Annotated in this window: 26 protein-coding genes; 13 read left to right on the top strand and 13 right to left on the bottom strand. The window is 60.1% G+C overall.

Annotated elements, in window-relative coordinates:
* The first annotated feature begins 168 nt into the window (after positions 1 to 168).
* Positions 169 to 804: a GntR family transcriptional regulator gene (locus ACZ5RT_RS08320; protein ID WP_464454160.1), complete on the top strand. Its 636-nt coding sequence runs from the start codon at positions 169 to 171 to the stop codon at positions 802 to 804.
* Between the two features lie 9 nt (positions 805 to 813).
* Here the strand turns inward: ACZ5RT_RS08320 and dusA are convergent, their stop codons facing one another.
* Positions 814 to 1,815: a tRNA dihydrouridine(20/20a) synthase DusA gene (gene dusA / locus ACZ5RT_RS08315; protein WP_464454159.1), complete on the bottom strand. Its 1,002-nt coding sequence runs from the start codon at positions 1,813 to 1,815 to the stop codon at positions 814 to 816.
* A gap of 122 nt (positions 1,816 to 1,937) precedes the next feature.
* On the opposite strand from dusA, the gene ACZ5RT_RS08310 reads away from it, so the two are divergent.
* Positions 1,938 to 2,357, top strand: coding sequence for an NfeD family protein (locus ACZ5RT_RS08310; RefSeq protein ID WP_422172324.1), 420 nt, complete (start codon positions 1,938 to 1,940; stop codon positions 2,355 to 2,357).
* Positions 2,358 to 2,393: 36 nt separating this feature from the next.
* Positions 2,394 to 3,314: an SPFH domain-containing protein gene (locus tag ACZ5RT_RS08305; RefSeq protein ID WP_108427850.1), complete on the top strand. Its 921-nt coding sequence runs from the start codon at positions 2,394 to 2,396 to the stop codon at positions 3,312 to 3,314.
* Positions 3,315 to 3,400: 86 nt separating this feature from the next.
* Here the strand turns inward: ACZ5RT_RS08305 and phbB are convergent, their stop codons facing one another.
* The 3 genes from phbB to ACZ5RT_RS08290 form a co-directional block, all read right to left on the bottom strand.
* A complete protein-coding gene (phbB, locus tag ACZ5RT_RS08300) occupies positions 3,401 to 4,138 on the bottom strand; it encodes an acetoacetyl-CoA reductase (protein WP_108427849.1) in 738 nt (245 codons plus the stop codon).
* 119 nt (positions 4,139 to 4,257) lie between these two features.
* Positions 4,258 to 5,439 carry an acetyl-CoA C-acetyltransferase gene (locus ACZ5RT_RS08295; protein ID WP_108427848.1) on the bottom strand — a complete coding sequence of 394 codons (1,182 nt, stop codon included), beginning with the start codon at positions 5,437 to 5,439 and terminating at the stop codon, positions 4,258 to 4,260.
* Positions 5,440 to 5,468: 29 nt separating this feature from the next.
* Entirely contained in the window at positions 5,469 to 7,187 is a 1,719-nt protein-coding gene (locus ACZ5RT_RS08290; protein ID WP_464454158.1) for a PHA/PHB synthase family protein, read from the bottom strand.
* 87 nt (positions 7,188 to 7,274) lie between these two features.
* Here ACZ5RT_RS08290 and ACZ5RT_RS08285 point away from each other — a divergent pair, with 87 nt between their 5' ends.
* Positions 7,275 to 7,577, top strand: a complete 303-nt coding sequence (locus tag ACZ5RT_RS08285) for a large conductance mechanosensitive channel protein MscL (protein WP_291928685.1) — start codon at positions 7,275 to 7,277, stop codon at positions 7,575 to 7,577.
* Here the strand turns inward: ACZ5RT_RS08285 and pgeF are convergent.
* On the bottom strand, positions 7,494 to 8,171 hold the full coding sequence (gene pgeF / locus ACZ5RT_RS08280) for a peptidoglycan editing factor PgeF (RefSeq protein WP_464454157.1): 678 nt from the start codon (positions 8,169 to 8,171) through the stop codon (positions 7,494 to 7,496). The two genes, ACZ5RT_RS08285 and pgeF, sit on opposite strands and share 84 nt — an antisense overlap.
* Before the next feature lie 233 nt (positions 8,172 to 8,404).
* On the opposite strand from pgeF, the gene aat reads away from it, so the two are divergent.
* Genes aat through ACZ5RT_RS08265 form a run of 3 tightly spaced genes read left to right on the top strand, consistent with a single transcriptional unit; the run spans position 8,405 to position 10,734 of the window.
* Positions 8,405 to 9,172, top strand: coding sequence for a leucyl/phenylalanyl-tRNA--protein transferase (gene aat, locus ACZ5RT_RS08275; RefSeq protein ID WP_291928690.1), 768 nt, complete (start codon positions 8,405 to 8,407; stop codon positions 9,170 to 9,172).
* The gene (locus tag ACZ5RT_RS08270) at positions 9,169 to 9,906 is read left to right on the top strand and encodes an arginyltransferase (RefSeq protein WP_291928691.1); all 738 of its coding nucleotides are present in this window, start codon (positions 9,169 to 9,171) and stop codon (positions 9,904 to 9,906) included. Before aat ends, ACZ5RT_RS08270 begins: the two co-directional genes overlap by 4 nt.
* 48 nt (positions 9,907 to 9,954) lie before the next feature.
* A complete protein-coding gene (locus tag ACZ5RT_RS08265; protein ID WP_108427842.1) occupies positions 9,955 to 10,734 on the top strand; it encodes an IclR family transcriptional regulator in 780 nt (259 codons plus the stop codon).
* Between the two features lie 60 nt (positions 10,735 to 10,794).
* Here ACZ5RT_RS08265 and ACZ5RT_RS08260 read toward each other — a convergent pair whose 3' ends face one another.
* The 6 genes from ACZ5RT_RS08260 to ACZ5RT_RS08235 all read right to left on the bottom strand — a co-directional run bounded on the left by ACZ5RT_RS08260 (position 10,795) and on the right by ACZ5RT_RS08235 (position 17,994).
* Entirely contained in the window at positions 10,795 to 11,883 is a 1,089-nt protein-coding gene (locus ACZ5RT_RS08260; protein WP_291928696.1) for a serine hydrolase, read from the bottom strand.
* Positions 11,884 to 12,009: 126 nt separating this feature from the next.
* Positions 12,010 to 13,548: a 2-isopropylmalate synthase gene (locus ACZ5RT_RS08255; protein WP_108427841.1), complete on the bottom strand. Its 1,539-nt coding sequence runs from the start codon at positions 13,546 to 13,548 to the stop codon at positions 12,010 to 12,012.
* 198 nt (positions 13,549 to 13,746) lie between these two features.
* Complete coding sequence (pssA, locus tag ACZ5RT_RS08250; protein WP_108427840.1) at positions 13,747 to 14,562, bottom strand: CDP-diacylglycerol--serine O-phosphatidyltransferase; 816 nt, start codon at positions 14,560 to 14,562, stop codon at positions 13,747 to 13,749.
* Between the two features lie 118 nt (positions 14,563 to 14,680).
* Complete coding sequence (gene ilvC / locus ACZ5RT_RS08245) at positions 14,681 to 15,697, bottom strand: ketol-acid reductoisomerase (RefSeq protein WP_108427839.1); 1,017 nt, start codon at positions 15,695 to 15,697, stop codon at positions 14,681 to 14,683.
* 39 nt (positions 15,698 to 15,736) lie between these two features.
* Positions 15,737 to 16,228 (bottom strand): acetolactate synthase small subunit, encoded by a 492-nt coding sequence (gene ilvN, locus ACZ5RT_RS08240; protein ID WP_089953931.1) that lies wholly within the window; start codon positions 16,226 to 16,228, stop codon positions 15,737 to 15,739.
* Positions 16,229 to 16,230: 2 nt separating this feature from the next.
* Positions 16,231 to 17,994, bottom strand: a complete 1,764-nt coding sequence (locus ACZ5RT_RS08235) for an acetolactate synthase 3 catalytic subunit (protein WP_291928711.1) — start codon at positions 17,992 to 17,994, stop codon at positions 16,231 to 16,233.
* Positions 17,995 to 18,310: 316 nt separating this feature from the next.
* Here ACZ5RT_RS08235 and ACZ5RT_RS08230 point away from each other — a divergent pair, with 316 nt between their 5' ends.
* The 6 genes from ACZ5RT_RS08230 to ACZ5RT_RS08205 all read left to right on the top strand — a co-directional run bounded on the left by ACZ5RT_RS08230 (position 18,311) and on the right by ACZ5RT_RS08205 (position 21,598).
* Complete coding sequence (locus ACZ5RT_RS08230; RefSeq protein ID WP_291928714.1) at positions 18,311 to 18,877, top strand: RNA polymerase sigma factor; 567 nt, start codon at positions 18,311 to 18,313, stop codon at positions 18,875 to 18,877.
* A complete protein-coding gene (locus ACZ5RT_RS08225) occupies positions 18,874 to 19,320 on the top strand; it encodes a DUF3619 family protein (protein WP_291928716.1) in 447 nt (148 codons plus the stop codon). Before ACZ5RT_RS08230 ends, ACZ5RT_RS08225 begins: the two co-directional genes overlap by 4 nt.
* The gene (locus ACZ5RT_RS08220) at positions 19,313 to 20,041 is read left to right on the top strand and encodes a DUF3106 domain-containing protein (protein ID WP_291928734.1); all 729 of its coding nucleotides are present in this window, start codon (positions 19,313 to 19,315) and stop codon (positions 20,039 to 20,041) included. Before ACZ5RT_RS08225 ends, ACZ5RT_RS08220 begins: the two co-directional genes overlap by 8 nt.
* 62 nt (positions 20,042 to 20,103) lie before the next feature.
* Positions 20,104 to 20,580 carry an RDD family protein gene (locus ACZ5RT_RS08215; RefSeq protein WP_464454156.1) on the top strand — a complete coding sequence of 159 codons (477 nt, stop codon included), beginning with the start codon at positions 20,104 to 20,106 and terminating at the stop codon, positions 20,578 to 20,580.
* Positions 20,581 to 20,594: 14 nt separating this feature from the next.
* Positions 20,595 to 20,993, top strand: a complete 399-nt coding sequence (locus ACZ5RT_RS08210; protein WP_422172319.1) for a diacylglycerol kinase — start codon at positions 20,595 to 20,597, stop codon at positions 20,991 to 20,993.
* A gap of 5 nt (positions 20,994 to 20,998) precedes the next feature.
* Positions 20,999 to 21,598: an LOG family protein gene (locus ACZ5RT_RS08205; RefSeq protein ID WP_464454155.1), complete on the top strand. Its 600-nt coding sequence runs from the start codon at positions 20,999 to 21,001 to the stop codon at positions 21,596 to 21,598.
* Positions 21,599 to 21,634: 36 nt separating this feature from the next.
* Here ACZ5RT_RS08205 and ACZ5RT_RS08200 read toward each other — a convergent pair whose 3' ends face one another.
* Both ACZ5RT_RS08200 and ACZ5RT_RS08195 read right to left on the bottom strand, forming a co-directional pair.
* Entirely contained in the window at positions 21,635 to 21,973 is a 339-nt protein-coding gene (locus ACZ5RT_RS08200) for a P-II family nitrogen regulator (protein ID WP_108427832.1), read from the bottom strand.
* A gap of 35 nt (positions 21,974 to 22,008) precedes the next feature.
* A complete protein-coding gene (locus tag ACZ5RT_RS08195; protein ID WP_464454154.1) occupies positions 22,009 to 23,682 on the bottom strand; it encodes an NAD+ synthase in 1,674 nt (557 codons plus the stop codon).
* Position 23,683 lies beyond the last annotated feature (1 nt).

Genomic DNA, 23,683 nt, shown 5'->3' with positions numbered 1-23,683 from the left:
GCGCTGTGCTTTCGGGACAAAAATGACTGGTCCGGATTTTGGCAGCTTGCAACTGCCTACCGGCTTACAAGTACCGTGATTCATAATTATTGATGCAGAATATTTTAACCGGCTTACAATTCAGCATCTGAAACGCCCTGACCAGCCCCCGCCTCGACCGCTCACACCATGTCTGCCCTGTCCCTTGCCCCCCGCGCTCTGTACGAAGAAGTGGCCGAACTCCTGCGCCAGCGCATTTTTGCGCGCGAACTGGAGCCAGGCAGCTGGATCGACGAATTGCGCATTGCCGAGGCTTTGGGCATCAGCCGCACCCCGCTGCGTGAAGCCCTGAAGGTGCTGGCAGCCGAGGGCCTGGTGACCATGAAGGTGCGCCGCGGCGCCTACGTGACCGAAGTCAGCGAAAAAGACCTGCGCGATGTGTACCATCTGCTGGCCCTGCTCGAATCAGACGCTGCCCGCGTGGTGGCACAGAACGCCAGTGCCGAACAGATGGCACAGATTCAGGCCTTGCACCAGGACCTGGAAAAAGCCAAACACGACCGGGACCGTTTCTTCGAGATCAACGAAGCCTTTCACATGCTGCTGCTGGAATTGGCCGACAACCGCTGGCGCGACCAAATGGTGGCCGACCTGCGCAAGGTGATGAAGCTCAACCGCCACAGCTCGCTGTTCAAAGAGGGCCGCATTGAGCAATCCCTGGCCGAGCACCGCGCCATCGTCCAGGCCCTGACCGAACGCCAGCCCGAGCAAGCGGCCGAGCGCATGTCGGCACACTTCACAAACGGCTTGCAGGCCGCGCAATAAATCTGATGGTCAGTCGCTGACCACCGCCCCACGGGCCAGCGCCGCACGGGCCAAAGCCCAGACCTCTCGCGGCGGCAAAGGCTTGAGCTTATGGTCGCTCCAGACCTGACGCCACAAACGCCCACCGCGTTGCCCGTGGTAGAGGCCCAGCATGTGCCGCGCAATGGCGTACCAGGGGCAGCCGTCTTCGGCAAAGGCCCGCTCCATGTAGGCCACCATGGCTTCTTCCACCGCTTCGCGGCTGGGCACCTCGTGGGCATCGCCATAAAACGTGGCGTCCCAGCTGCCCAACAGCCAGGGGTTGTAATAAGCCTCGCGCCCGACCATCACGCCGTCGGCGTGCTGCAAATGTTGCGCGATCTCTTCGTTGGTCTTGATGCCACCGTTCACCGCGATCAGCAGCCTCGGGAAATCTTTTTTCAGCTGGTAGGCCAGCTCGTAGCGCAGCGGCGGGATTTCGCGGTTTTCCTTGGGACTCAGGCCGTCGAGCCAGGCATTGCGGGCGTGCACGATGAACACCCGACAGCCCGCCTCGCTCACCGTGCCCACAAAGTCGCGTACGAAGTCATAGCTTTCGATGCGGTCAATGCCAATGCGGTGCTTCACGGTCACCGGAACGTCCACCACGTCCAGCATGGCTTTCACGCCATCGGCCACGGTGCGCGGCTCGTTCATCAGGCAAGCGCCAAAAGCGCCGCGCTGCACCCGGTCTGAGGGGCAGCCGCAGTTCAGGTTGATCTCGTCGTAGCCCCACGCCTGCCCCAGCTTGGCGGCGTGGGCCAGGTCGGCCGCATCGCTGCCGCCTAATTGCAGCGCCACGGGGTGTTCTTCGGCGTTGAAGCGCAGGTGCCGCTGCACGCTGCCATGGCGCAAAGCACTGGTGGTCACCATCTCGGTGTAGAGCAGCGTGTGGCGGGTCAGCAGGCGATGGAAAAAACGGCAATGACGGTCAGTCCAGTCCATCATCGGGGCGACGGACAGGCGCCAGCGTTGGGGTTCAGGGAAATGCATAGGGACGGATTATCCTTGGCTGGTGCCGGACTTGACCCAAGCCCGGGCAAGCGCCCGTTGGGACGGCGTATAAATACCTGTGGTCGCAAGGCTGACAAGACAAAAAATTCTGGAGGGGAAAGATGAGCAACGCAACGATGTGGTGGGTCCTGTCCGGTGTGCTGGTGGCACTGGAGTTGGTGACCGGCACTTTTTACCTGCTGATGCTGAGCCTGGGCGCCGTGGCGGCAGCCTTGACCGCCATGGCAGGTTATGGCCTGACCACCCAACTCGTGGTGGCGGCGGTCGTGGGCGGCCTTGGGGCTGTGCTGCTGGGCCAATGGCGCAAGCGCCAAGCCGCCACGCCACAAGAAGCGCAAGACCAGCATCTGGACCTGGGGGCCACTGTGATGGTCGAGGCCTGGGACGCACAGGGCACCACACGGGTCTTGCACCGGGGCGCGGCCTGGAGTGCCGAGCTGGCCCCGGGCCAAAGCGCCGCACCGGGTGCACACCGCATCCAGGCCATCGCGGGCAACCGCCTGGTCCTCGAGAAAATCTGAGCACACCGCTCCAACCACTCAATAGGGAGAAAAACCATGGAAGTCGCAGCCGTTCTCGTGATCATCGCGGTCCTGTTCATCGTCAAGACCGTCAAGGTCGTGCCGCAGCAAGAAGCCTGGGTGGTCGAAAGGCTGGGCAAATTCCACGCCAGTCTGGCCCCGGGCCTGAACTTTGTGGTGCCTTTTGTCGACAACGTGATCCAGAAGCACAGCCTGAAAGAAATCCCGCTCGATGTGCCCAGCCAGATTTGCATCACCCGCGACAACACGCAACTGCAAGTCGACGGCATCCTGTACTTTCAGGTCACCGACCCCAAACTGGCCAGCTACGGTTCGTCCAACTACATCGTGGCCGTGACGCAACTGGCGCAAACCAGCCTGCGCAGCGTGATCGGCAAGCTCGAGCTGGACAAGACTTTCGAAGAGCGCGACATCATCAACGCGCAGGTGGTGGCAGCCATCGACGAGGCGGCGCTCAACTGGGGCGTGAAGGTGCTGCGCTACGAGATCAAGGACCTGACACCGCCCAAGGAAATTTTGCTGGCCATGCAGTCGCAAATCACGGCCGAGCGTGAAAAGCGCGCCCTGATCGCGGCCTCCGAAGGCCGCCGCCAGGAGCAGATCAACATCGCCACGGGCGAGCGCGAGGCCTTCATTGCGCGATCAGAAGGTGAGAAACAAGCCGCCATCAACAAAGCGCAAGGCGATGCCGCCGCCATCACCGAAATGGCCAACGCCACCGCGCAGGCCATCGAGCGCATCGCCGCCGCCATCCGCCAGCCCGGGGGCGAGCAGGCGGTGCAACTCAAGGTGGCGGAGCAAGCCGTGCAGGCTTACGGCAAAGTGGCGCAAGACGCCAAAACCACACTCATCGTGCCAGGCAACATGACCGAAGTGTCCGGGCTGATCGCCTCGGCCATGCAGCTGGTGGGCACAGGCAAGCAAGTCGGCCCCTGAACGCCTGCTTGCAAAAACAAAAAACCCGCCGAGGCGGGTTTTTTTGTGGGCCATGCCCAGGACGATGTGGCCCAAGGGCCCGGGCATCAGCCCATGTGCAAACCACCGTTGACCGAGAAGTCAGCGCCAGTGGCGTAACCACCCTCTTCGCTGGCCAACCAGGCGATGATGGAAGCGATCTCGCTGGGCTTACCCAAGCGCTTGACGGGCACGGTGGCCACGATTTTTTCCAGCACGTCAGGACGGATGGCGTTGACCATGTCGGTGCCGATATAGCCCGGCGACACGGTGTTCACGGTCACGCCCTTGGTGGCCAACTCTTGCGCCAAGGCCATCGAAAAACCATGCATGCCGGCTTTGGCAGCCGAGTAGTTGGTTTGGCCTGCCTGGCCTTTTTCACCGTTGACCGACGAGATGTTGATGATGCGGCCCCAGCCCTTTTCAACCATGTCGGACACGACCTGCTTGGTCACGTTGAACATGGAGTCCAGGTTGGTGTTCATCACGGCGTCCCAGTCATCCCGGGTCATCTTCAGGAACATGCGGTCCTTGGTGATGCCCGCGTTGTTCACCAGCACATCGATGCTGCCGTGCTCGGCCTTGGCCTTGCTGAAGGCTTCCACCGTGGAATCCCAGTCACCGACGTTGCCCACCGATGCATAGAAAGTGAAGCCTTGGGCTTTTTGCTCGTCCAGCCACTTGTTGTAGTCACGGGTCGGGCCGCAACCGGCGATGACCTTGAAGCCCTCCTGATGAAGGCGTTGGCAAATCGCGGTACCGATACCGCCCATGCCACCTGTGACGTAAGCTACTTTTTGACTCATGTTTGTCTCCTTGTTATGAGTGAAGTGGGATCAATGAAGTCCGCTCAAACCGCGATGATTGGCTGCCCTTATACGGTTGGACAGTGCGCCAAACCACGCCGCATGAGCGGCGCAGGTTTTTAAACGCGTTCAACCGCCAATGACACGCCCATGCCGCCGCCGATGCACAGCGCGGCCAGGCCTTTTTTGGCCTGAGTGCGCTGCATTTCGTGCAACAGAGTCACCAGAATGCGGCAACCGGATGCGCCAATCGGGTGGCCAATCGCAATGGCACCGCCGTTGACGTTGACTTTGGCCGGATCGATGTCCAGCGCCTTGTTGACGGCGCAGGCTTGTGCAGCAAAGGCCTCGTTCAGCTCGAACAGGTCCACGTCTTGCGCCTTCCAGCCCGCACGGGCCAAGGCCTTTTGCGAAGCGGGCACCGGGCCCATGCCCATGGTGGCCGGGTCCAGACCGCTGGTGCCGAAGGCTGCAATGCGGGCCAGGGGCTTGAGGCCCAAGGCAGCGGCCTTTTTGGCGCTCATCACCATCACGGCGGCAGCGCCGTCGTTGATGCCCGAGGCATTGCCAGCCGTCACGCTGCCCGCCTTGTCAAACGCAGGGCGCAGACCGGCCAGGGCCTCGGCATTGGTTTTCTTGTTGATGAACTCGTCGGTGTTGAAGACCAGCGGATCGCCCTTGCGCTGAGGGATCAGCACATCCACGATCTCGTCCTTGAACTTGCCCGCGTCTTGCGCAGCAGCGGCTTTTTGCTGGCTGCCCAAGGCCAGGGCGTCTTGCATGTCGCGGGTGATGCCATGGGCCTTGGCCACATTCTCGGCGGTGATGCCCATGTGGTACTGGTTGTAGACATCCCACAGGCCGTCCACGATCATGGTGTCGGTCATCTTCCAGTCGCCCATGCGCTGGCCGTCGCGGCTGCCGTTCAAGACGTGGGGGCTGGCGCTCATGTTTTCCTGGCCACCCGCGATCACAATTTCGCTGTCGCCCCAGGCCACAGCCTGCGCGGCCAGCATCACGGCTTTCAGGCCCGAGCCGCACACGGCGTTGATGGTCAGCGCCGGGGTCTCTTTGGCCAGCCCGGCTTTCATCATGGCTTGGCGGGCGGGGTTCTGGCCCACGCCTGCGGCCAGCACCTGGCCCATGATGACTTCGCCAATGGCGTCGACCGGCAAGCCGCTGCGCTGGAGCAAGCCCTGGATGACGATGCTGCCCAGCTCGGTGGCAGGGGTCTTGGCGAGCGAGCCGCCAAATTTGCCCACGGCGGTGCGAGCGGCTGCGACGATGACGATGTCTTCCATTTTTCAGATCTCCGTTGTGTCAATAAAAATCAGGCTTTGGCCTTCACGTAGCGGCCTGGGGCCGCTTCGATGGCTTTGAATTGGCTGCCTTTGCCATAGGTTTTGGGGGCGGCAATTTGCTTGCCCGCATGGCCCTTGAGCCAATCGGACCAGTCGGTCCACCAGCTGCCGGGCAGCTCTTTGGCACTGACGATCCAGTCATTCACATCGGCCGGGAATTTGCTGCCCTCGCTCAGCCAGTGGCTGCGCTTTTTGGCGGCGGGCGGGTTGATCACGCCCGCGATGTGGCCCGAGGCCCCCATGACAAAACGCTTTTTGCCCGGCAGCACCTGGGTGCTGGCGTACGCGCCGCCGATGGGCACGATGTGGTCTTCACGCGAGCCGTAGATGTAGACCGGCATGTCGACCTTGCCCAAATCAATGGGCTCGCCACAGACTTTGACCTTGCCGGGCTTGACCAGGTTGTTTTCCAGGTAGGTGTTGCGCAGGTACCAGGCGTAAAAAGGTCCGGGCAAATTGGTCGAGTCGCTGTTCCAGTAGAGCAGGTCAAACGGTGGCGGCGTCTCGCCCTTGAGGTAGTTGCCCACCACATAGTTCCAGACCAGGTCGTTGGGGCGCAGAAAGCTGAAAGTCGAGGCCAGGTCCTGGCCCTTGAGCAAGCCGCCCTTGCCCATTTGCTGCTCACGGAACTTGACGAAGTTCTCGTCAATGAACACGTCCAGAATGCCGGTGTCGGTGAAGTTGATCAGGGTGGTGAGGAAGGTGGCACTGGCCACAGGCTTTTCGCCACGGGCCGCCAACACGGCCAAAGCGGTGGACAAGATGGTGCCGCCCACGCAAAAACCCAGCGCATTGATCTTGGGTGCGCCCGTGATCGACTGCACCGTGCTGATGGCTTGGATGGCCGCTTGCTCGATGTAGTCGTCCCAGGTCTTTTGCGCCATGGATTCGTCGGGGTTACGCCAGCTCACCACAAAGGTGCGGTGGCCCTGGCTCACGGCGTAACGGATGAAGGAGTTCTCAGGCTGCAGATCCAGGATGTAGAACTTGTTGATGCAAGGCGGCACCAGCAAGAAGGGTTTTTCGTAGACCTTGGCCGTGAGCGGCTTGTATTCGATGAGCTGGAAAAACTCGTTCTCAAAGACCACCGCGCCTTCGGTGGTGGCCACGTTCTTGCCCACCTCGAACAGGCTTTCGTCGGTCATCGACACATGGCCTTGCTGCATGTCGTGCATCAGGTTTTTCACGCCCTTGGCAATGCTCTCGCCTTGGGTTTCGATGGCTTTCTTTTGTGCCTCGGCATTGAAGGCCAGAAAATTGCTGGGCGCAGCAGCGGCCACCCATTGCTCCACGGCAAAGCGGATGCGATTGCGTGTTTTCTCGTCCCCCTCCACCGCATCGGCCAATCCCATCAGCGTGCGGGCATTGAGCAAATAGGTGGCCGCATTGAAAGCCGCCATCGGATTGGCGCTCCAAGCTTCCCCTGAAAAGCGACGGTCTTTGACTTGCAAACTGTTGTGCAGGCTCTGATTCCACAACTCAGAGGCGTCTTTGAAGTACTGCCCTTGCAGGGCCTGTAGCTTTTCAGGCGAGAATTTGATGGGTGGCAAAGCGGCGTCGACACCAGGTTTGAGCCCACCGAGGTCCAGGGTTTGGAAATGCTGCATCGCCTGCCCCCAGCTTTTGGACAGGTTTTGTTGAAAACTCTCACTCATGCTGGACCAGAATTCTGGCTTGGATGTGCTCATGCTTGTCTCCGGTAAATGGTTTTTTTGATATCGGTTACCTTCAGTATCTGTCAATTTGATGTCACCTAAATTACAAAGCGCAAAAAAATGTATTTGATCGTTATTGCCTGGCTCTATGTGACCTTGTTGATGGGTCTGGCTGAAGCATTTAGTACCCAAGGCACTGTGTTGGGGGCCATCATCACTTTTCTTTTGTATGGGGTTTTACCCATGTCCTTGGTGGTGTATTTGATGGGCACACCCTTGCGCCGCAAAGCCCGAAGGCAGACAGAAGCAAAAGCGCAAGAGCCAACCCCAGTCCCCCCATCAACGGCTGAGCCAGATGCAGGCGGCCATGCGCCCGCTCTGTCCGAGGACACGACTGTCGCGGCGGTGCGAAAAAAACCTTGAAGGCTGCGTGGCCGTGCACCACGCAGACTGGCTGTCGTTGCCAAAAACACGGTGAAGTCCCAAGCGGTGCAACCGCCACCGGGCCAGGCCTGCCAGGTCGGCCAGCCATTTGTCCGCCACAGCGGGTTTGAAGTAAACGCCTGCCTCTGGGGCATCTGCACAAAAAGCCTCTCGCACGTCTGAGCCCACCTCAAAAGCCTCGGGGCCAATGCAAGGCCCCAGCCAGACCAGGATGTCGTCAGGCGGGGTGTCCCGCAAAGCAGACTGCTGGCACAAGGCTTCGAGCACACCTGTACCGCCCTCACCCGCCAGACCTCGCCAGCCTGCATGCGCTGCAGCCACCCATTGGCCAGACCTGTCGCACATCAAGATGGGCAAACAGTCGGCCACCATGATGGTGCAGGCCACCTCTGCATTCAACGCGACGCAGGCGTCGGCCTCGGTGCCATCCGGGGTGTTGGCGTTCAGCACCACCGCTTGATGGCCATGCACCTGTTTCAAAAATACCGGACGGCTACCCATGAGGGTTTGCAAGCGCTGGCGGTTGACTTGCACGCTGTGCGACGCATCACCCACATGGTCACCCAGGTTCATGCTGTCCCAAGGGGGGCGGGAGACGCCGCCATGCCGATCGGTCATCACAGCCTGAACATGCTCTGGCGCAGGCCAGTGGGGTCGCAACCAATGGGGTGGAAAAGATGTCATCACGCGCAAAAAATGAGGGGTCAAAGCCGGTCGGTCAGGTGTGGTTGAGGATAAACGCAAAAAAATCGCGATCCGGGCCCCAAACGACAAGAAACGTGTACCTGTTCATGTGTAATGCAGCCATGCCACGGACTTCTCCTCTGCCCGAACTGTGCTGGATTGACGCTGACCAGGCCCTGCCTCCGGTGCACCAGGCCTGGGGCCCGCAATCGCCCGCCCCGGGCTTGCTGGCAGCGGGCCAAGACCTGTCCGCCTCGCGTTTGCTGGAGGCCTACAGCCAGGGGATTTTTCCGTGGTTCAGCGACGGACAGCCCGTGCTGTGGTGGAGTCCTGACCCCCGCATGGTCTTGCGGCCGGGCGATTTCCGCTTGCGCCGCTCGCTGCGCCAGTCATTGCAACGCTGGCTGCGGCACCCTGGTTTTTCACTGAGCTTCGACCGCGATTTCGGTCAGGTCATCCGCCGCTGCAGCGCCTCACCCCGCGCCGGACAAAACGGCACCTGGATCGTGCCGGCCATGGTGCAAGCCTATGAAGAATTGCACCGCGCAGGCCACGCCCACAGCGCCGAGGTCTGGCTCGATGGCGAGCTGGTCGCCGGGCTGTATTTTGTGGCGCTGGGCCATGCCGTCTTCGGTGAATCGATGTTCACCACGATCAGCGATGGCTCCAAAATGGCTTTGGCTTGCCTGGTCAGTGTGTGCCTGGCGCATGGCGTGCCCGCCATCGACTGCCAGCAAAACACCCGGCACCTGGCCTCCTTGGGTGCCCGGGAAATACCCCGGGCTGATTTTGTGGCGACCGTCCAGCAAGAGCGCCTCAAGCCCCCCATCGACTGGGCACAGCAAACTTTATACTGGACCACGTTGACGGCTTTGGACACCACGTCGTGACCCATCTCAAAGATCTCCCCATTCAGGCCTTGCAGTTTTATGCCACGGCGCCCTACGCGTGCAGCTACCTGCCTGAGCGCTCGGCACGCTCGCAGGTGGCAACGCCCAGCCATCTGATCCAGAACGAGGTCTACTCCGACTTGGTGGAGCAGGGTTTTCGCCGCAGCGGGATGTTCACCTACCGCCCCTACTGCGATGGCTGCCAGGCCTGCCAGCCCTTGCGCGTGCAGGTCGCCGCCTTCAAGCCGGACCGCAGCCAGCGACGCAGCTGGCGCAAACACCAGCATTTGCAGGCTCGGGTGTTGGACCTGCAATTCGATCCTGACCACTACGCTTTGTATTTGCGCTACCAGATGAGTCGCCACCCGGGAGGCGGCATGGATCAGGACAGCGTGGACCAATACAACCAGTTTTTGCTGCAAAGCCGGGTCAATTCACGCATCGTGGAATTTCGCGAGCCGGCCAGCGAGGGCTGCTTGGGTGCCTTGAAAATGGTCAGCATTGTGGACGTGCTGAACCATGGCCTCTCGGCGGTTTACACCTTCTATGAGCCTGAAGACCAGGCCAGCTATGGGACCTACGGCGTGCTCTGGCAAATTCAGCAAGCGGCACAACTGCAACTGCCTTATGTGTATTTGGGCTATTGGATCGAAAGCAGCCCCAAAATGAATTACAAATCGCGCTTTGAACCCTGTGAAATACGTGTTCAAGGCCAATGGCAAGCGCTGGCGTGATAGGCCGAATTTTCACAGTGTAAAATTTGAGCATCGCCTGACGACACCATGAAAAAAGACCCTGCATTCACACCCTCTCCCACCATCCAGGTCATTGAGCGGATGTTTTCGCTGATTGACGTGCTCGCCTCCCGCGAAGAAGCGATCTCCTTGAAAGAGATCAGTGAAAAAACAGGCTTGCACCCCTCTACAGCGCACCGCATTCTGAACGATTTGGCCACTGGCCGTTTTGTTGATCGCCCGGAAGCGGGCAACTACCGCTTGGGCATGCGGCTGCTGGAACTGGGCAACTTGGTCAAGGGGCGGCTGAATGTGCGCGACGCGGCCCTGGTGCCCATGCGTGAGCTGCACAAGCTCATTCAGCAACCCGTCAACCTCAGCATGCGCCAAGGCGATGAAATCGTCTACATCGAGCGGGCCTACAGCGAACGCTCCGGCATGCAAGTGGTTCGGGCCATTGGCGGGCGGGCGCCTTTGCACCTGACTTCGGTGGGCAAACTTTTCCTGGCAGCAGACGACCCGCTGCGGGTTCGCTCTTACGCCACACGCACCGGTTTGCTGGGGCAGACACGCAACAGCATCACGCAGCTGCAGGTTCTTGAAAGGGAGCTGGCCCGGGTCAAGCAATACGGCATTGCCCGAGACAACGAAGAGCTGGAACTGGGCGTGCGCTGCATCGCAGCCGGCATCTACGACGACCAAGGGAAACTGCTGGCCGGCTTGTCCATCTCTGCCCCCGCCGACCGCCTGGACGAAGGCTGGCTGCCCAAGCTGCAGGCAACGTCACTCGAGATCAGCAAAACACTGGGTTACCACGGCGACCATTGAAGCGCCGCTCGCCCATGAAAAAAGGCCTCCGAGAGGCCTTTTTCCATGGGCTGACACGCATCAACCGGGCAGGTGTTCAGCCAAAGCCGAGTGCCTGACGCCGGAGGCACCTGACGACTTCTCCACCCAGCGGCGGACACGCTCAGCGTCGGCGATGCGGCTGAGTTTGCCCGCAGAATCCAGAAACACCATGATCAGTTTGCGCCCGGCCACTTGCGCCTGCATCACCAGGCACTGACCCGCCTCCGAGATGTAGCCTGTTTTCTGCAGACCGATGTCCCAGTCGGCACTTTTCACCAAACGGTTGGTGTTGTTGTACTGAAGCGTGCGGCGACCCACTTCGATCTCACGGCCGTGCGAAGTGGACAACTCACGCAAGACCGGCTCTTTGTAGGCAGCCCCCACCAAAATGGCCAAGTCACTGGCGCTGGACTGGTTGCGGCTGGACAAGCCTGTCGGCTCCACATAACGTGTGTCGGACATGCCCAGAGCCTGCGCACGCGCATTCATGCGCGCAACGAAGGCATCCAGACCACCCGGAAAGGTGCGACCCAAAGCGTGGGCCGCCCGGTTTTCGCTGGACATCAACGCCAAATGGAGCAAATCACCACGGCTGAGCACGGTGCCCACCGCCAAACGGGAGGTGCTGCCTTTTTCCGTGTCCACATCGGCTTGGGTGATGGCGATCATCTCGGACATGGGCAATTGCGCCTCGGAAATGACCAGACCGGTCATCAACTTGGTCAAGGAGGCAATGGGCAAAACGGCATGGTCGTTTTTACGGAACAGGACTTCGCGGGTGTCCTGGTCAATCACCAGGGCCACGCTGGAGCGCAAATCCAGAGGATCGTTGGCGCTGTGAAGACCCGCCATTTGCCCGTAAGAGGCACGCATAGGCACTGCTGCCTTGCTGTTTGCGACTCCGGCCCGTTGGCCTTTGGATTTTTTAGCGACGGTCTGCTTTTTTTTCTGAACGGTTTTACTGACCGTTGCCGCCGGACGCTTCTTGGCAGTGGACGCCTTGTTTTGTGCCAGCACCGCACTGGGCCAAGCCGAGACGGCCAGAAACACCCCTGCGGTCAAAGCGGCAAGCAAGCCCTGCGACCAACGGCCAGCGGCTTGAAAGGGAAACAGGGAAGCAAATCGCATCAGGGACATCTTCGTTCAATGATAGGGGCAATTGTTTCCAAGTGTACCGAAATAAAAAAAGTCACGCAAGAACAATGACTTGCGTGACTTTATTGAAGCCAGATAGTACATCCAAAGACTACAGCATCACCCCTGAGCAGCCACCCGATCGGCTTTGCTTTGCAATTTATTGAGTGCACTCAGGTACGCCTTGGCAGAGGCCACCACGATGTCCGGGTCAGCGCCAACGCCGTTGACCACACGACCGCTGTTTTGAAGGCGCACCGTCACCTCGCCTTGGCTTTCGGTCGAACCGCTGATGGCGTTGACCGAATACAGCACCATTTCTGCCCCACTTTTGATGTGGGACTCGATGGCCTTCAAGGACGCATCCACCGGACCATTGCCGTCCGACTCGGCCCGGACTTCTTTGCCATCGACCGTGAAAACGACTGCCGCATGGGGGCGCTCACCGGTTTCGCTGTGTTGCGACATCGAAACAAAGCCGTATTGCTCTTTTTCAGCGGTCACGCTTTCGTCCCCGACCAGAGCCAGGATGTCTTCGTCAAAGATCTCGCTCTTGCGGTCGGCCAACTCCTTGAACTTGGCAAAGGCGTTGTTGATTTCGGTCTCGCTGTCGAGCGTCACGCCCAAGTCCTGCAGGCGCTGCTTGAAGGCATTGCGGCCGCTGAGCTTGCCCAAGACGATCTTGTTGGTGGTCCAGCCCACGTCTTCGGCACGCATGATTTCGTAGGTGTCACGCGCTTTGAGCACGCCGTCCTGGTGAATGCCGGAGGCGTGGGCAAAGGCGTTGGCCCCCACCACCGCCTTGTTGGGCTGCACCACGAAGCCGGTGGTCTGGCTGACCATGCGGCTGGCCGCCACGATGTGGCTGGTGTCGATGCCAATGTCGAGGCCAAAATAATCACGGCGGGTTTTGACGGCCATGACCACCTCTTCGAGGGAGCAGTTGCCCGCCCGCTCGCCCAAGCCGTTGATGGTGCACTCGACCTGACGCGCCCCACCCAACTTGACGCCTGCCAGGGAGTTGGCCACGGCCATACCCAGGTCGTTGTGGCAATGCACGGACCAGATGGCTTTGTCCGAGTTGGGGATGCGCTCGCGCAGGGTCTTGATGAACTGGCCATACAACTCCGGCACCGCATAACCCACGGTATCGGGCACGTTGATGGTGGTGGCGCCCTCGGCAATCACCGCTTCCAGCACACGGCACAAAAAGTCCATGTCGCTGCGGTAGCCGTCTTCCGGGCTGAACTCGACATCGCCCACCAGGTTGCGGGCAAAGCGCACCGACTGCTTGGCTTGCTCAAACACCTGGTCGGGTGTCATGCGCAGCTTCTTTTCCATGTGCAAAGGCGAGGTGGCAATGAAGGTGTGGATCCGCCCGCTGTTGGCCCCTTTGAGAGCCTCGGCCGCACGCGAGATGTCGCGGTCGTTGGCTCGCGACAAAGAGCAAATGGTGGAGTCCTTGATGGCGTCGGCGATGGTTTTGACCGCCTCAAAGTCGCCGTTGGAGCTGGCGGCAAAACCGGCTTCGATGACGTCCACACGCAGGCGTTCCAGTTGACGGGCGATGCGCAGTTTCTCATCGCGGGTCATGGAGGCGCCTGGCGATTGCTCGCCGTCGCGCAAAGTGGTGTCGAAAATAATCAGTTTGTCAGCCATGTTCACTCCTGGTCAAAAACCCGCAAGTCCAAGCAAAAAATGCAAAAGGCCCGTTGCGGATGGCATACGGGCCTTTTGGGAAAATGTTTGCGTGCGCTACACATCCCGCCCGTGGGGCGCTAGCAGTAGTGCAAACAAAGAAAATTTCATACAAACACTGTAGCACAGTTCAAAACAGGCCTTGTCGTGCACAGGACATCACTGGTGTAAGCCACGCTCTTCGGGCTCGTCGGTGGAGGTGCTGATCATGCTGGTCGGCTGCCCTTTGGCCTTGCGCCAGACATAAATCACGTAACCGCTCAGGCCATAAGCCACGAACAAACCGAACAACACGGTGGGCGGGTCGATGTTCACCGCTGCGATGCCCAAAGCCACCAGCACCAGCGTGGCAAACGGCACGCTCTTTTTCATGTGCATGTCCTTGAAGCTGTAAAACGGCACATTGGTCACCATGGTCAGGCCCGAAAACAGGCACACGGCGAACATGCCCCACGACACCGCTTTGGCGGGCACAGCGTTTTCAAACATGATCCACACAAAACCCATCACCAAGGCTGCAGCGGCTGGCGAGGGCAGACCTTGAAAATAACGCTTGTCGACCACACCCGTGTTGACATTGAAGCGTGCCAAGCGCAGCGCGGCACAAGCGCAGTACACAAAAGCGGCAATCCAGCCCCAACGGCCCAGCTCCTTCAAAGTCCAGACGTAGGCGATCAAGGCAGGCGCGGCACCAAACGACACCATGTCCGACAGCGAATCCATCTGCTCGCCAAACGCACTTTGGGTGTTGGTCATGCGGGCCACCCGGCCATCCAGGCTGTCGAGCACCATGGCACTGAAAATGCCCACCGTGGCCAGGTCAAAACGGCCATTGATGGCCATGACCACCGCGTAAAAACCGGCAAACAGCGCGGCCAGCGTGATCATGTTGGGCAGCATGTAAATGCCCTTGGAGGGTTTGCGCACCGGTGCGGCGACTTCGGCGTCTTCAGCGGTGTCGTTGACTTTGTTCATCGTCCATTCCTGTAACGGTTTTTCGGAGCCATCCCGTGTCAGCGGAGTTTAAGGCAGACCCAGCGCCCAAGAAAAAGGCCACCGCAGTGGCCTTTTTCAAACTCGCCCAAGGGCCAGATCAGTTGCGGGTCTTGTCGACCAGCTTGTTCTTGGCAATCCAGGGCATCATGGCGCGCAGCTGGGCACCCACGACTTCGATGGAGTGCTCCGAAGTCAAGCGGCGACGTGCGGTCATGCTCGGGTAGTTGGTCTTGCCTTCCAGGATGAACATCTTGGCGTATTCGCCAGTCTGGATGCGCTTCAAGGCGTTGCGCATGGCTTCGCGCGACTGCTCGTTGATGACTTCAGGACCGGTCACGTACTCACCGTACTCGGCGTTGTTCGAGATCGAGTAGTTCATGTTGCCGATGCCGCCTTCGTAGATCAGGTCCACGATCAGCTTCAGCTCGTGCAAGCACTCGAAGTAGGCCATTTCGGGGGCGTAGCCGGCTTCCACCAGGGTCTCGTAACCCATCTTGATCAGCTCGACCGCACCACCGCACAGAACAGCCTGCTCGCCGAACAAGTCGGTCTCGGTCTCTTCCTTGAAGTTGGTTTCGATGATGCCGGCCTTGCCGCCACCGTTGGCCATGGCATAGCTCAGGGCCAAAGCGCGGGCCTTGCCGCTCTTGTCCTGGTGGATCGCGACCAAATGGGGCACGCCGCCGCCTTGGGTGTAAGTGTTGCGCACGGTGTGGCCGGGGGCCTTGGGCGCGACCATCCACACGTCCAGGTCTTCGCGGGGAACGACCTGGTTGTAGTGCACGTTGAAGCCGTGGGCAAACGCCAAGGAAGCGCCTTGCTTGATGTTGGGGGCGACGTTGTTGTTGTAAACCTCGGCGATTTGCTCGTCGGGCAACAAGATCATGACCACGTCAGCGGCTTTGACTGCGTCGTTGACTTCCATCACGGTCAAACCGGCTTTGCCGACTTTGTCCCACGATGCGCCGCCTTTGCGCAGACCGACGACCACTTTGACGCCGCTGTCGTTCAGGTTTTGGGCGTGTGCGTGGCCTTGCGAGCCGTAACCAATGATGGCAACAGTCTTGCCCTTGATGACGCTCAGATCACAATCTTTGTCGTAAAAAACTTTCACAGGGTTCTCCTTAGGAATAAACAGGTTCAAAGAGTGGGTTTAGACGCGCAGGATGCGCTCGCCGCGCCCGATACCGCACGCACCCGTGCGCACGGTCTCCAAAATGGCACTGCGGTCGATCGCCTCCAAAAAGGCGTCGTTCTTGGACTGATCACCGGTGAGCTCAATCGTGTAGCTCTTGTCGGTGACGTCGATCACACGGCCACGGAAGATGTCGGCCATGCGTTTCATTTCTTCGCGTTCCTTGCCCACGGCGCGCACCTTCACCAGCATCAGCTCGCGTTCGGTGTAAGCGCCTTCGGTCAGGTCGACCACCTTGACCACCTCGATCAGGCGATTCAGGTGTTTGGTGATTTGCTCGATCACATCGTCCGACCCGGTGGTCTGGATGGTCATGCGCGACAGGCTCGGGTCTTCGGTCGGGGCCACGGTCAAGGACTCGATGTTGTAGCCACGGGCCGAGAACAGCCCCACCACGCGGGACAAGGCGCCCGCTTCGTTTTCGATCAGTACAGCAATGATGTGTTTCATGATTACAGGTCCTCCACGCCCATGAGCATCTCGGTGATGCCCTTGCCAGCCTGAACCATGGGGAACACGTTCTCGGTCGGGTCCGTGCGGATATCCAGGAAAACGGTGCGGTCCTTCAACCGACGGGCCTCGCGCAAGGCAGGTTCCACATCTTCCGGTTTTTCCACCAGAATGCCGACGTGGCCATAGGCTTCTGCCAACTTCACGAAGTTGGGCAAGGCGTCCATGTAGCTGTGGCTGTAGCGGCCGGAGTATTCAATCTCTTGCCACTGGCGCACCATGCCCAGGTAGCGGTTGTTCAGGGCCAGTACCTTGATCGGCGTGTTGTACTGCAGGCAGGTCGACAATTCCTGGATGCACATCTGCACCGAGCCTTCGCCGGTGACACAGAACACTTCGCTGTCGGGCTTGGCCAGTTTGATGCCCATGGCGTAAGGAATGCCCACACCCATGGTGCCCAGACCGCCGGAGTTGATCCAGCGGCGAGGCTCGTTGAACTTGTAGTACTGGGCCGCCCACATCTGGTGCTGCCCCACGTCGGAAGTGATGTACGCATCCGCGTCCTTGGTCATCTCCCACAAGGTCTCGATGACCTTTTGCGGCTTGATCACCAAATTGTTGCTGTTGTCGTACTTCATGCAGTTGCGGCTGCGCCAGCCTTCAACCGTTTCCCACCACTGACTCAGCGCCTGCGCATCAGGCTTGAGGCCGGACTCGCGGATCATGCCCATGAGTTCGGTCAGCACGTCTTTCACGTCGCCCACAATTGGCACGTCGACTTTGACGCGCTTGGAGATGCTGGACGGGTCGATGTCAATGTGGATGATCTTGCGGTCCACCGAAGCGAAGTGCTTGGGGTTGCCGATCACGCGGTCGTCAAAACGGGCACCGACGGCCAGCAAAACGTCGCAGTTTTGCATGGCATTGTTGGCTTCCAGCGTCCCGTGCATGCCCAACATGCCCAGGAAACGGCGGTCGGTGGCCGGGAAAGCACCCAAACCCATCAAGGTGTTGGTGACCGGGAAATTCAGCATGTCCACCAGGGCGCGAAGTTCGGCGCTGGCATTGCTCAGCAGCACACCACCACCGGTATAGATGTAGGGGCGCTTGGCCGACATCAACAACTGCAAAGCCTTGCGGATCTGCCCGCCATGGCCCTTGCGCACCGGGTTGTAAGAACGCATCTCGACCGACTCGGGGTAGCCCGAAAACAGCGTCTTGTTGAAGGAAACATCCTTGGGCACATCGACGACCACCGGGCCAGGACGGCCGCTTCGGGCAATGTGAAACGCCTTTTTCATGACCGTGGCCATGTCCTTGGCGTCTTTGACCAGGAAGTTGTGCTTGACGATCGGGCGGGTGATGCCCACGGTGTCGCACTCCTGGAAAGCGTCCAAGCCAATGGCCGCAGTGGGCACCTGCCCGCTGATGATGACCATGGGGATGCTGTCCATGTAGGCGGTGGCAATGCCGGTCACGGCATTGGTCAGGCCAGGGCCCGACGTGACCAGCGCCACACCCACCTCGCCCGTGGCACGGGCAAAACCGTCCGCCGCGTGCACGGCAGCCTGCTCGTGGCGCACCAAAACGTGCTGAATGGTGTCTTGTTTGTAAAAAGCGTCGTAAATGTGAAGAACAGCACCGCCGGGATAACCCCAGACGTATTGCACGTTTTCAGCTTGGAGCGCTTTGACGAGGATTTCTGCGCCGCGCAATTCCTGAGCGCCGGCAGAAGTGTGTGCCGTATCGGCCTTGTTCATTTCCATATTCAACCTTTGTGAATTTCTCTAACGAAAAACCTTGGGTGCCCCTGGGCTCGACTCTTGTGAAGTGGCTTTGGGACTTGAGACCACAGACATGGGCACCAAACTGTAAAAGTGCCGGACGGTGATCCGTTTGCTTTTTTTCAATTGCAATCGCGCATTATCGCATTTGTCAAACGCTCTTTCCGGATTTCGCGACGCGCGGCCTTCGGATGCCATAATTCGCACCCATTGGACGGCGGCCCCCACCGGCCGCCAAGTTCCCCCCTCATTTTCCAAAACTGGCAAGCGCACCGCCGACACGGGCGCTGAATAAAAGTTGGCATCCGACTCCGAACTCTCAGAATTTCTGAAAAACATGGAAAAGAAAGCGTTCAAACGCGCCTTCTACCATGTCCGGAACGAGGATGCGGCCCTGGACATCCTGCAAGACAGCATGATCAAGCTGTGTACCAACTACGCCGACAAACCCGTCAGCGAGTTGCCCCTGCTGTTTCAGCGCATCCTGTCGAACACCATGCTGGACTGGTTTCGCAGGCAAAAGACCCGCAACGCCGTTTTCAGCAACTTGGGGGATTTCAGCGGTGCGGATGCAGAAGGCGACTTTGACCTGCTGGAAGTGACCACGGACAGCTCCGGCGATGCCGGGTCTGAGAGCGCCGAAGACTGGGTGGGCCGACTTCAGACCTTGGAACACATCGAAACAGCGGTCATGGCCCTGCCGGCACGTCAACGAGAAGCCTTCCTGCTGCGTTACTGGGAGGAGCTGGACGTTGCAGAGACCGCCGCAGTGATGGGCTGCTCAGAAGGCAGCGTCAAAACCCATTGTTCTCGGGCCATTCAAGCCCTGAGCAAAACCTTGGGCACACAAGGAATCAGACCATGAAACACCCCCATACACCGACCGAACAAGACGTGGACCGCTGGGGCCAGCATTTTTCGCGCCAGCTGACGCTGGCCGCTGCAGACTTGCCCCATGACATCAGCGAACGGCTGCGCGTGGCCCGGCAGTTGGCCGTGGCGCAGCGCAAGCCGCTGGTGCAGTCACGCCTGGCCAACAACACACAGATCAACAGCAACGGCACCTTGACCGCCCCCGCTGATGAAGGCCTGAACCTGTGGAGCATCCTGGCCTCTGCCTTGCCCCTGCTGGCTTTGGTGATCGGCTTGATGGCCATTCAATGGATCCAGCAAGACCACATCACATCCGAAATCGCCGCAACCGACTCGGCCTTGCTCACCGACGAATTGCCCCCGGACGCTTACACCGATGCCGGTTTCGCCCAGTTTTTGAAGCAAAGCCTTGGCCACCCCACGAGCCATGACTGAACGCCATTCCAGCCGACCCATGCGCCTGCGTGCCGCCCTGAAACTGGGCGGCGCTTGGCTTTTGTCGGCTTGTTTGAGCACCGTGTCGGCGCAACCCTCCGAACCGCAAACGCCTGCAGCAGCACCAGGCCAGACCAGCACGCCACAGGCTCAGCCGCGTCCGGTCTCGAAAGCTTGGCAACAACTCACCCCCCAGCAAAAACAAGCTTTGGCACCTTTGGGCGCACAGTGGGGGGCCTTGACACCCCAGCAGCAAAACAAATGGCTGGCCATTTCGACCAATTTCACGCAACTGTCCGTGACGGATCAGATCACCATGCATGCGCGGATGGCCGACTGGGTGGCCCTGAGCCCGCAGCAACGCAATTTGGCACGGCTGAACTTCAACAAGCTGCAAAATCTGCCCAAAGAAGACAAAAAAGCCAAATGGGAGGCCTACCAGGCCCTGCCCGCCGAAGAAAAACGCCTGCTCTCAGCCGGCTCCAAGCCGCTGCCCAAGAATGCGGCACCGACCGCCAAACCCCTGGAGCCTCACCGCCTGGTTCAAACGCCCTTGAAGGCTGCACCTGGCAGCGCACCAGCGGCCACCATCGCCATTGACCGCAAAACCCTTTTGCCGCGCCCCGCGGCACTGGCAGCGCCCGCACCCGATGTGCCCACGCCGTCCACGACTGGAGCGCCGGATGGCGTTCGCCAAGCCACAGAAACCGCCCCCTCATGACGCCAAACGGTTCGCCCCCCTCTCCTGCTCTGGACCTCACCCCGCCTTCACTCACCCGCCGCATGGCCTGCTGGCTCTATGAAGGCATGCTGCTGTTTGGGGTCATGGTGTCTTCCGGGCTGGTGTACTTCATCGCCGCATATTGGCTGACCGGCCTGGCCCCCGGCGACATGAACCTCCACACCCAACTGAAATCCGGCCTGCAAGCCATCAGCTTTCTGGTGCTGGGGGTTTACTTCATCTGGATGTGGCACCGTGGCCAGACGCTGGCCATGAAAACCTGGCGCATCGAAATGGTCGATCTGCAAGGACAAAGGGTGAGTCGCAAACTCGCTTTCAAGCGCTACATGGCCAGCTGGTTGTGGTTTCTTCCGCCCCTTGCGGCAGCGGCCCCCTTCCGCTTGTCCGTGATTGAAGTGACCGTTTTGACCCTGGGCTGGGTGGCGATTTGGGCCATCCTCAGCCGCTTTCACCCACAGCGTCAGTTCTGGCACGATGCCCTTGCGGGCACGCGTCTGATTTCCGCACGAACAACCTGAGCCCCAGCGGCACCATGCAAGAGCCATCTCGCCACCAAGAGGTCAACCCTCAAAAAGCACGCCGAGGCCTGAACCGTATCCTGCATGCGGGGGGTTACTCGATCCAGGGCCTTCGGGCTGGATGGGGAGAGCCCGCGTTTCGCCAAGAAGCCATCCTGTCATTGGCCTTGTTGCCACTGGCTTTCTGGTTGGGCCAAAGCTGGGTCGAAACCGCCTTGTTGGCCGGCTCGGTGGTGCTGGTCATGATCGTGGAATTGCTCAACACCAGCGTGGAGTCGGCCATCGACCGCATCGGTCCGGAGTGGCATGACCTGTCCAAACGCGCCAAGGACATGGGCAGCGCGGCCGTTTTGCTCAGTTTGCTGCTGTGTGGCGGCATTTGGCTGGGCGCACTTTGGCAGCGTCTGGCTTGACTCTCATGAAATCCCAAACGACTTCACCCGCCTTTTCCATCTGCGTCTATTGCGGCTCAAAACCAGGCAACAAGCCTGAGTTTGCGCAAATTGCTGTGCAAGTGGGCACCTGGATTGGCACACACGGCGGCCAACTGGTCTACGGCGGCGGGCGCAACGGCCTGATGGGTCTGGTGGCCGAAGCCACCATGGCCGCAGGCGGTACGGTGATTGGCATCATCCCGACCGCCCTGGTGGAAAAGGAGTGGGCACACCACGGCTGCACCGAGCTGCATGTGGTGGACACCATGCACGAACGCAAACGCCTGATGGCCGACAAAGCCGACGCGTTTTTGGCTTTGCCGGGGGGCATTGGCACCTTCGAAGAACTGTTTGAAGTCTGGACCTGGCGCCAACTGGGTTATCACGACAAGCCCGTGGGCATCCTGAACAGCCTGGGTTATTACGATGGCCTGATGGGTTTCATTGGCCAAGTGGTGCAAGACGGTTTCATGGGCGATTGGCAAACCGAACTGGTGACTCTGGGCACCGAGCCCGAGGCACTGCTGCAAAACCTGGTGCAAAAAGCAGGCTTTGCGCCCCGCGCCAAAATCGAACTGCTCTGATCGACTGGGTCAGTCTGGAGGGACACGCCTCCCGCCTCAAATGGCCGTTTCGTCCTGCTCGCCTGTGCGGATGCGCACCACGCGCTCGACCGAGGTCACGAAAATCTTGCCGTCCCCGATCTTGCCGGTGCGCGCCGCCTTGACGATGGCGTCCACACAGCGGTCCACGTCTTCGTCTTTGACCACCACCTCGACCTTGACCTTGGGCAAAAAGTCGACCACGTACTCGGCGCCGCGGTACAGCTCGGTGTGGCCTTTTTGGCGGCCAAAACCTTTGACTTCGGTCACCGTGAGACCGGTCACGCCACATTCGGCCAAGCCTTCACGGACTTCTTCCAGCTTGAAAGGCTTGATGACGGCGGTGATCTGTTTCATGGGAAAAGTCCTTCAAAGATGTTCAAAACACGCCATCAGGCGCGAAACTTGTTGGTCATAGGATAACGCCAATCCTTGCCGAAGCTGCGGTGCGTCACACGAATGCCCACCGGGGCCTGGCGGCGCTTGTACTCGTTGAGCTTGATCAGGCGCGTGACTTTTTCCACATCGGCCCGCTCAAAGCCGTCGGCCATCAGCGCCTCCACACCCTCGTCGTTTTCCATGTAGCGCTGGATGATCGCGTCCAGCACCTCATAAGCGGGCAGGCTGTCCTGGTCTTTCTGGTCGGGGCGCAGCTCGGCGCTGGGCGGGCGGGTGATGATGCGCTCGGGGATGGGTTGGCTGCCCGTGCCATACGGATCATGAAGGTTGCGCCAGCGGGCCAGGTCAAACACGCGGGTTTTGACCACGTCCTTGATGACCGCAAAGCCGCCCGCCATGTCGCCGTACAGCGTGCAATACCCCGTGGCCATCTCGCTCTTGTTGCCGGTGGTCAACACAATCGCCCCGGTCTTGTTCGACAGCGCCATGAGCAGCGTGCCGCGAATGCGGGCCTGGATGTTTTCTTCGGTCGTGTCCTCTTTCAAACCCTCAAACTGCGCCGACAGCGCCTGCTTGAAGCCGTCAAACAAAGGGGCAATCGGGATTTCGTCGTAACGCACACCCAGGCGTTTGACCATCTCGCGGCTATCGATCCAGCTGATGTCGGCCGTGTAGGGCGAAGGCATCATGACCGCGTGGATCTTGTCGGCCCCGATGGCATCCACCGCGATCGCCAGCACCAGCGCCGAATCGATGCCGCCGGACAGACCCAAAATCGCGCCTTTAAAACCGTTTTTGCCCAGGTAGTCGCGTACACCCAGCACCAGCGCATCCCACAACTCGGCGTCGGCTCCGGCCATGGGCACCAAAGCCTCGTGCGCAGCACTCAGATCCACACCTGTGTCGGCTGGCTGGGCCTGCACCGTCATTTCCGCTTCGCGAAAGCCCTCGGCCCGCGCCACCACTTGGCCCTGCGCATTCAAGGCGAACGAGCGGCCCTCAAAAATCACCTCATCTTGCCCGCCGACCAGGTGGGCGTAAACCAAAGGCAGGCCGCAATCGGCCACACGCTCGCGCATGCGCTGCTCGCGCTCCGGGCCTTTGCCCGCATGGAACGGTGAAGCATTCAGCACCGCCAGCACCTGCGCACCCGCGTCACGCGCCAGGCGGGCGGGCTCGTCAAACCAGGCATCTTCGCAAATCAACAAGCCAACCTTCACGCCCTCGACCTCGAACACCCCCACCCCGTTGCCGGGTGTGAAATAGCGGCGCTCGTCAAACACCTGGTAGTTGGGCAGCTCGCGCTTGTCGTAGGCACACACCACGCGCCCCTCGCACAAGACGCTTGCGCGGTTGTGGCGGCGCGTCACGGCCACGCTGCGGGTGCGCACGCCACCGCCTTCGGGGTGGCCCACCACCACATGCAGGCCCTTTAACCCAGCCAGTTCGCGGGCCACCGTTTTCAGGGCATCATCGCAGGCGTCGATGAAGGCCGGACGCAGCAACAAGTCTTCCGCCGCATAGCCGCAAATCGACAACTCGGGCGTCAACACCAAGCGCGCACCCTCGGCATGCGCCCGGGTGGCGAAATCGATGATCTTGCGGGCATTGCCCAGCATGTCACCGACGACGAAGTTGAGCTGGGCCACACGAATTTGGAGAGTCATA

This window comes from Limnohabitans sp. TEGF003, assembly GCF_055395455.1.
The sequence above is the reverse complement of the archived record's forward strand: the minus strand, read 5'-3'. Positions and strand labels throughout refer to the sequence as shown.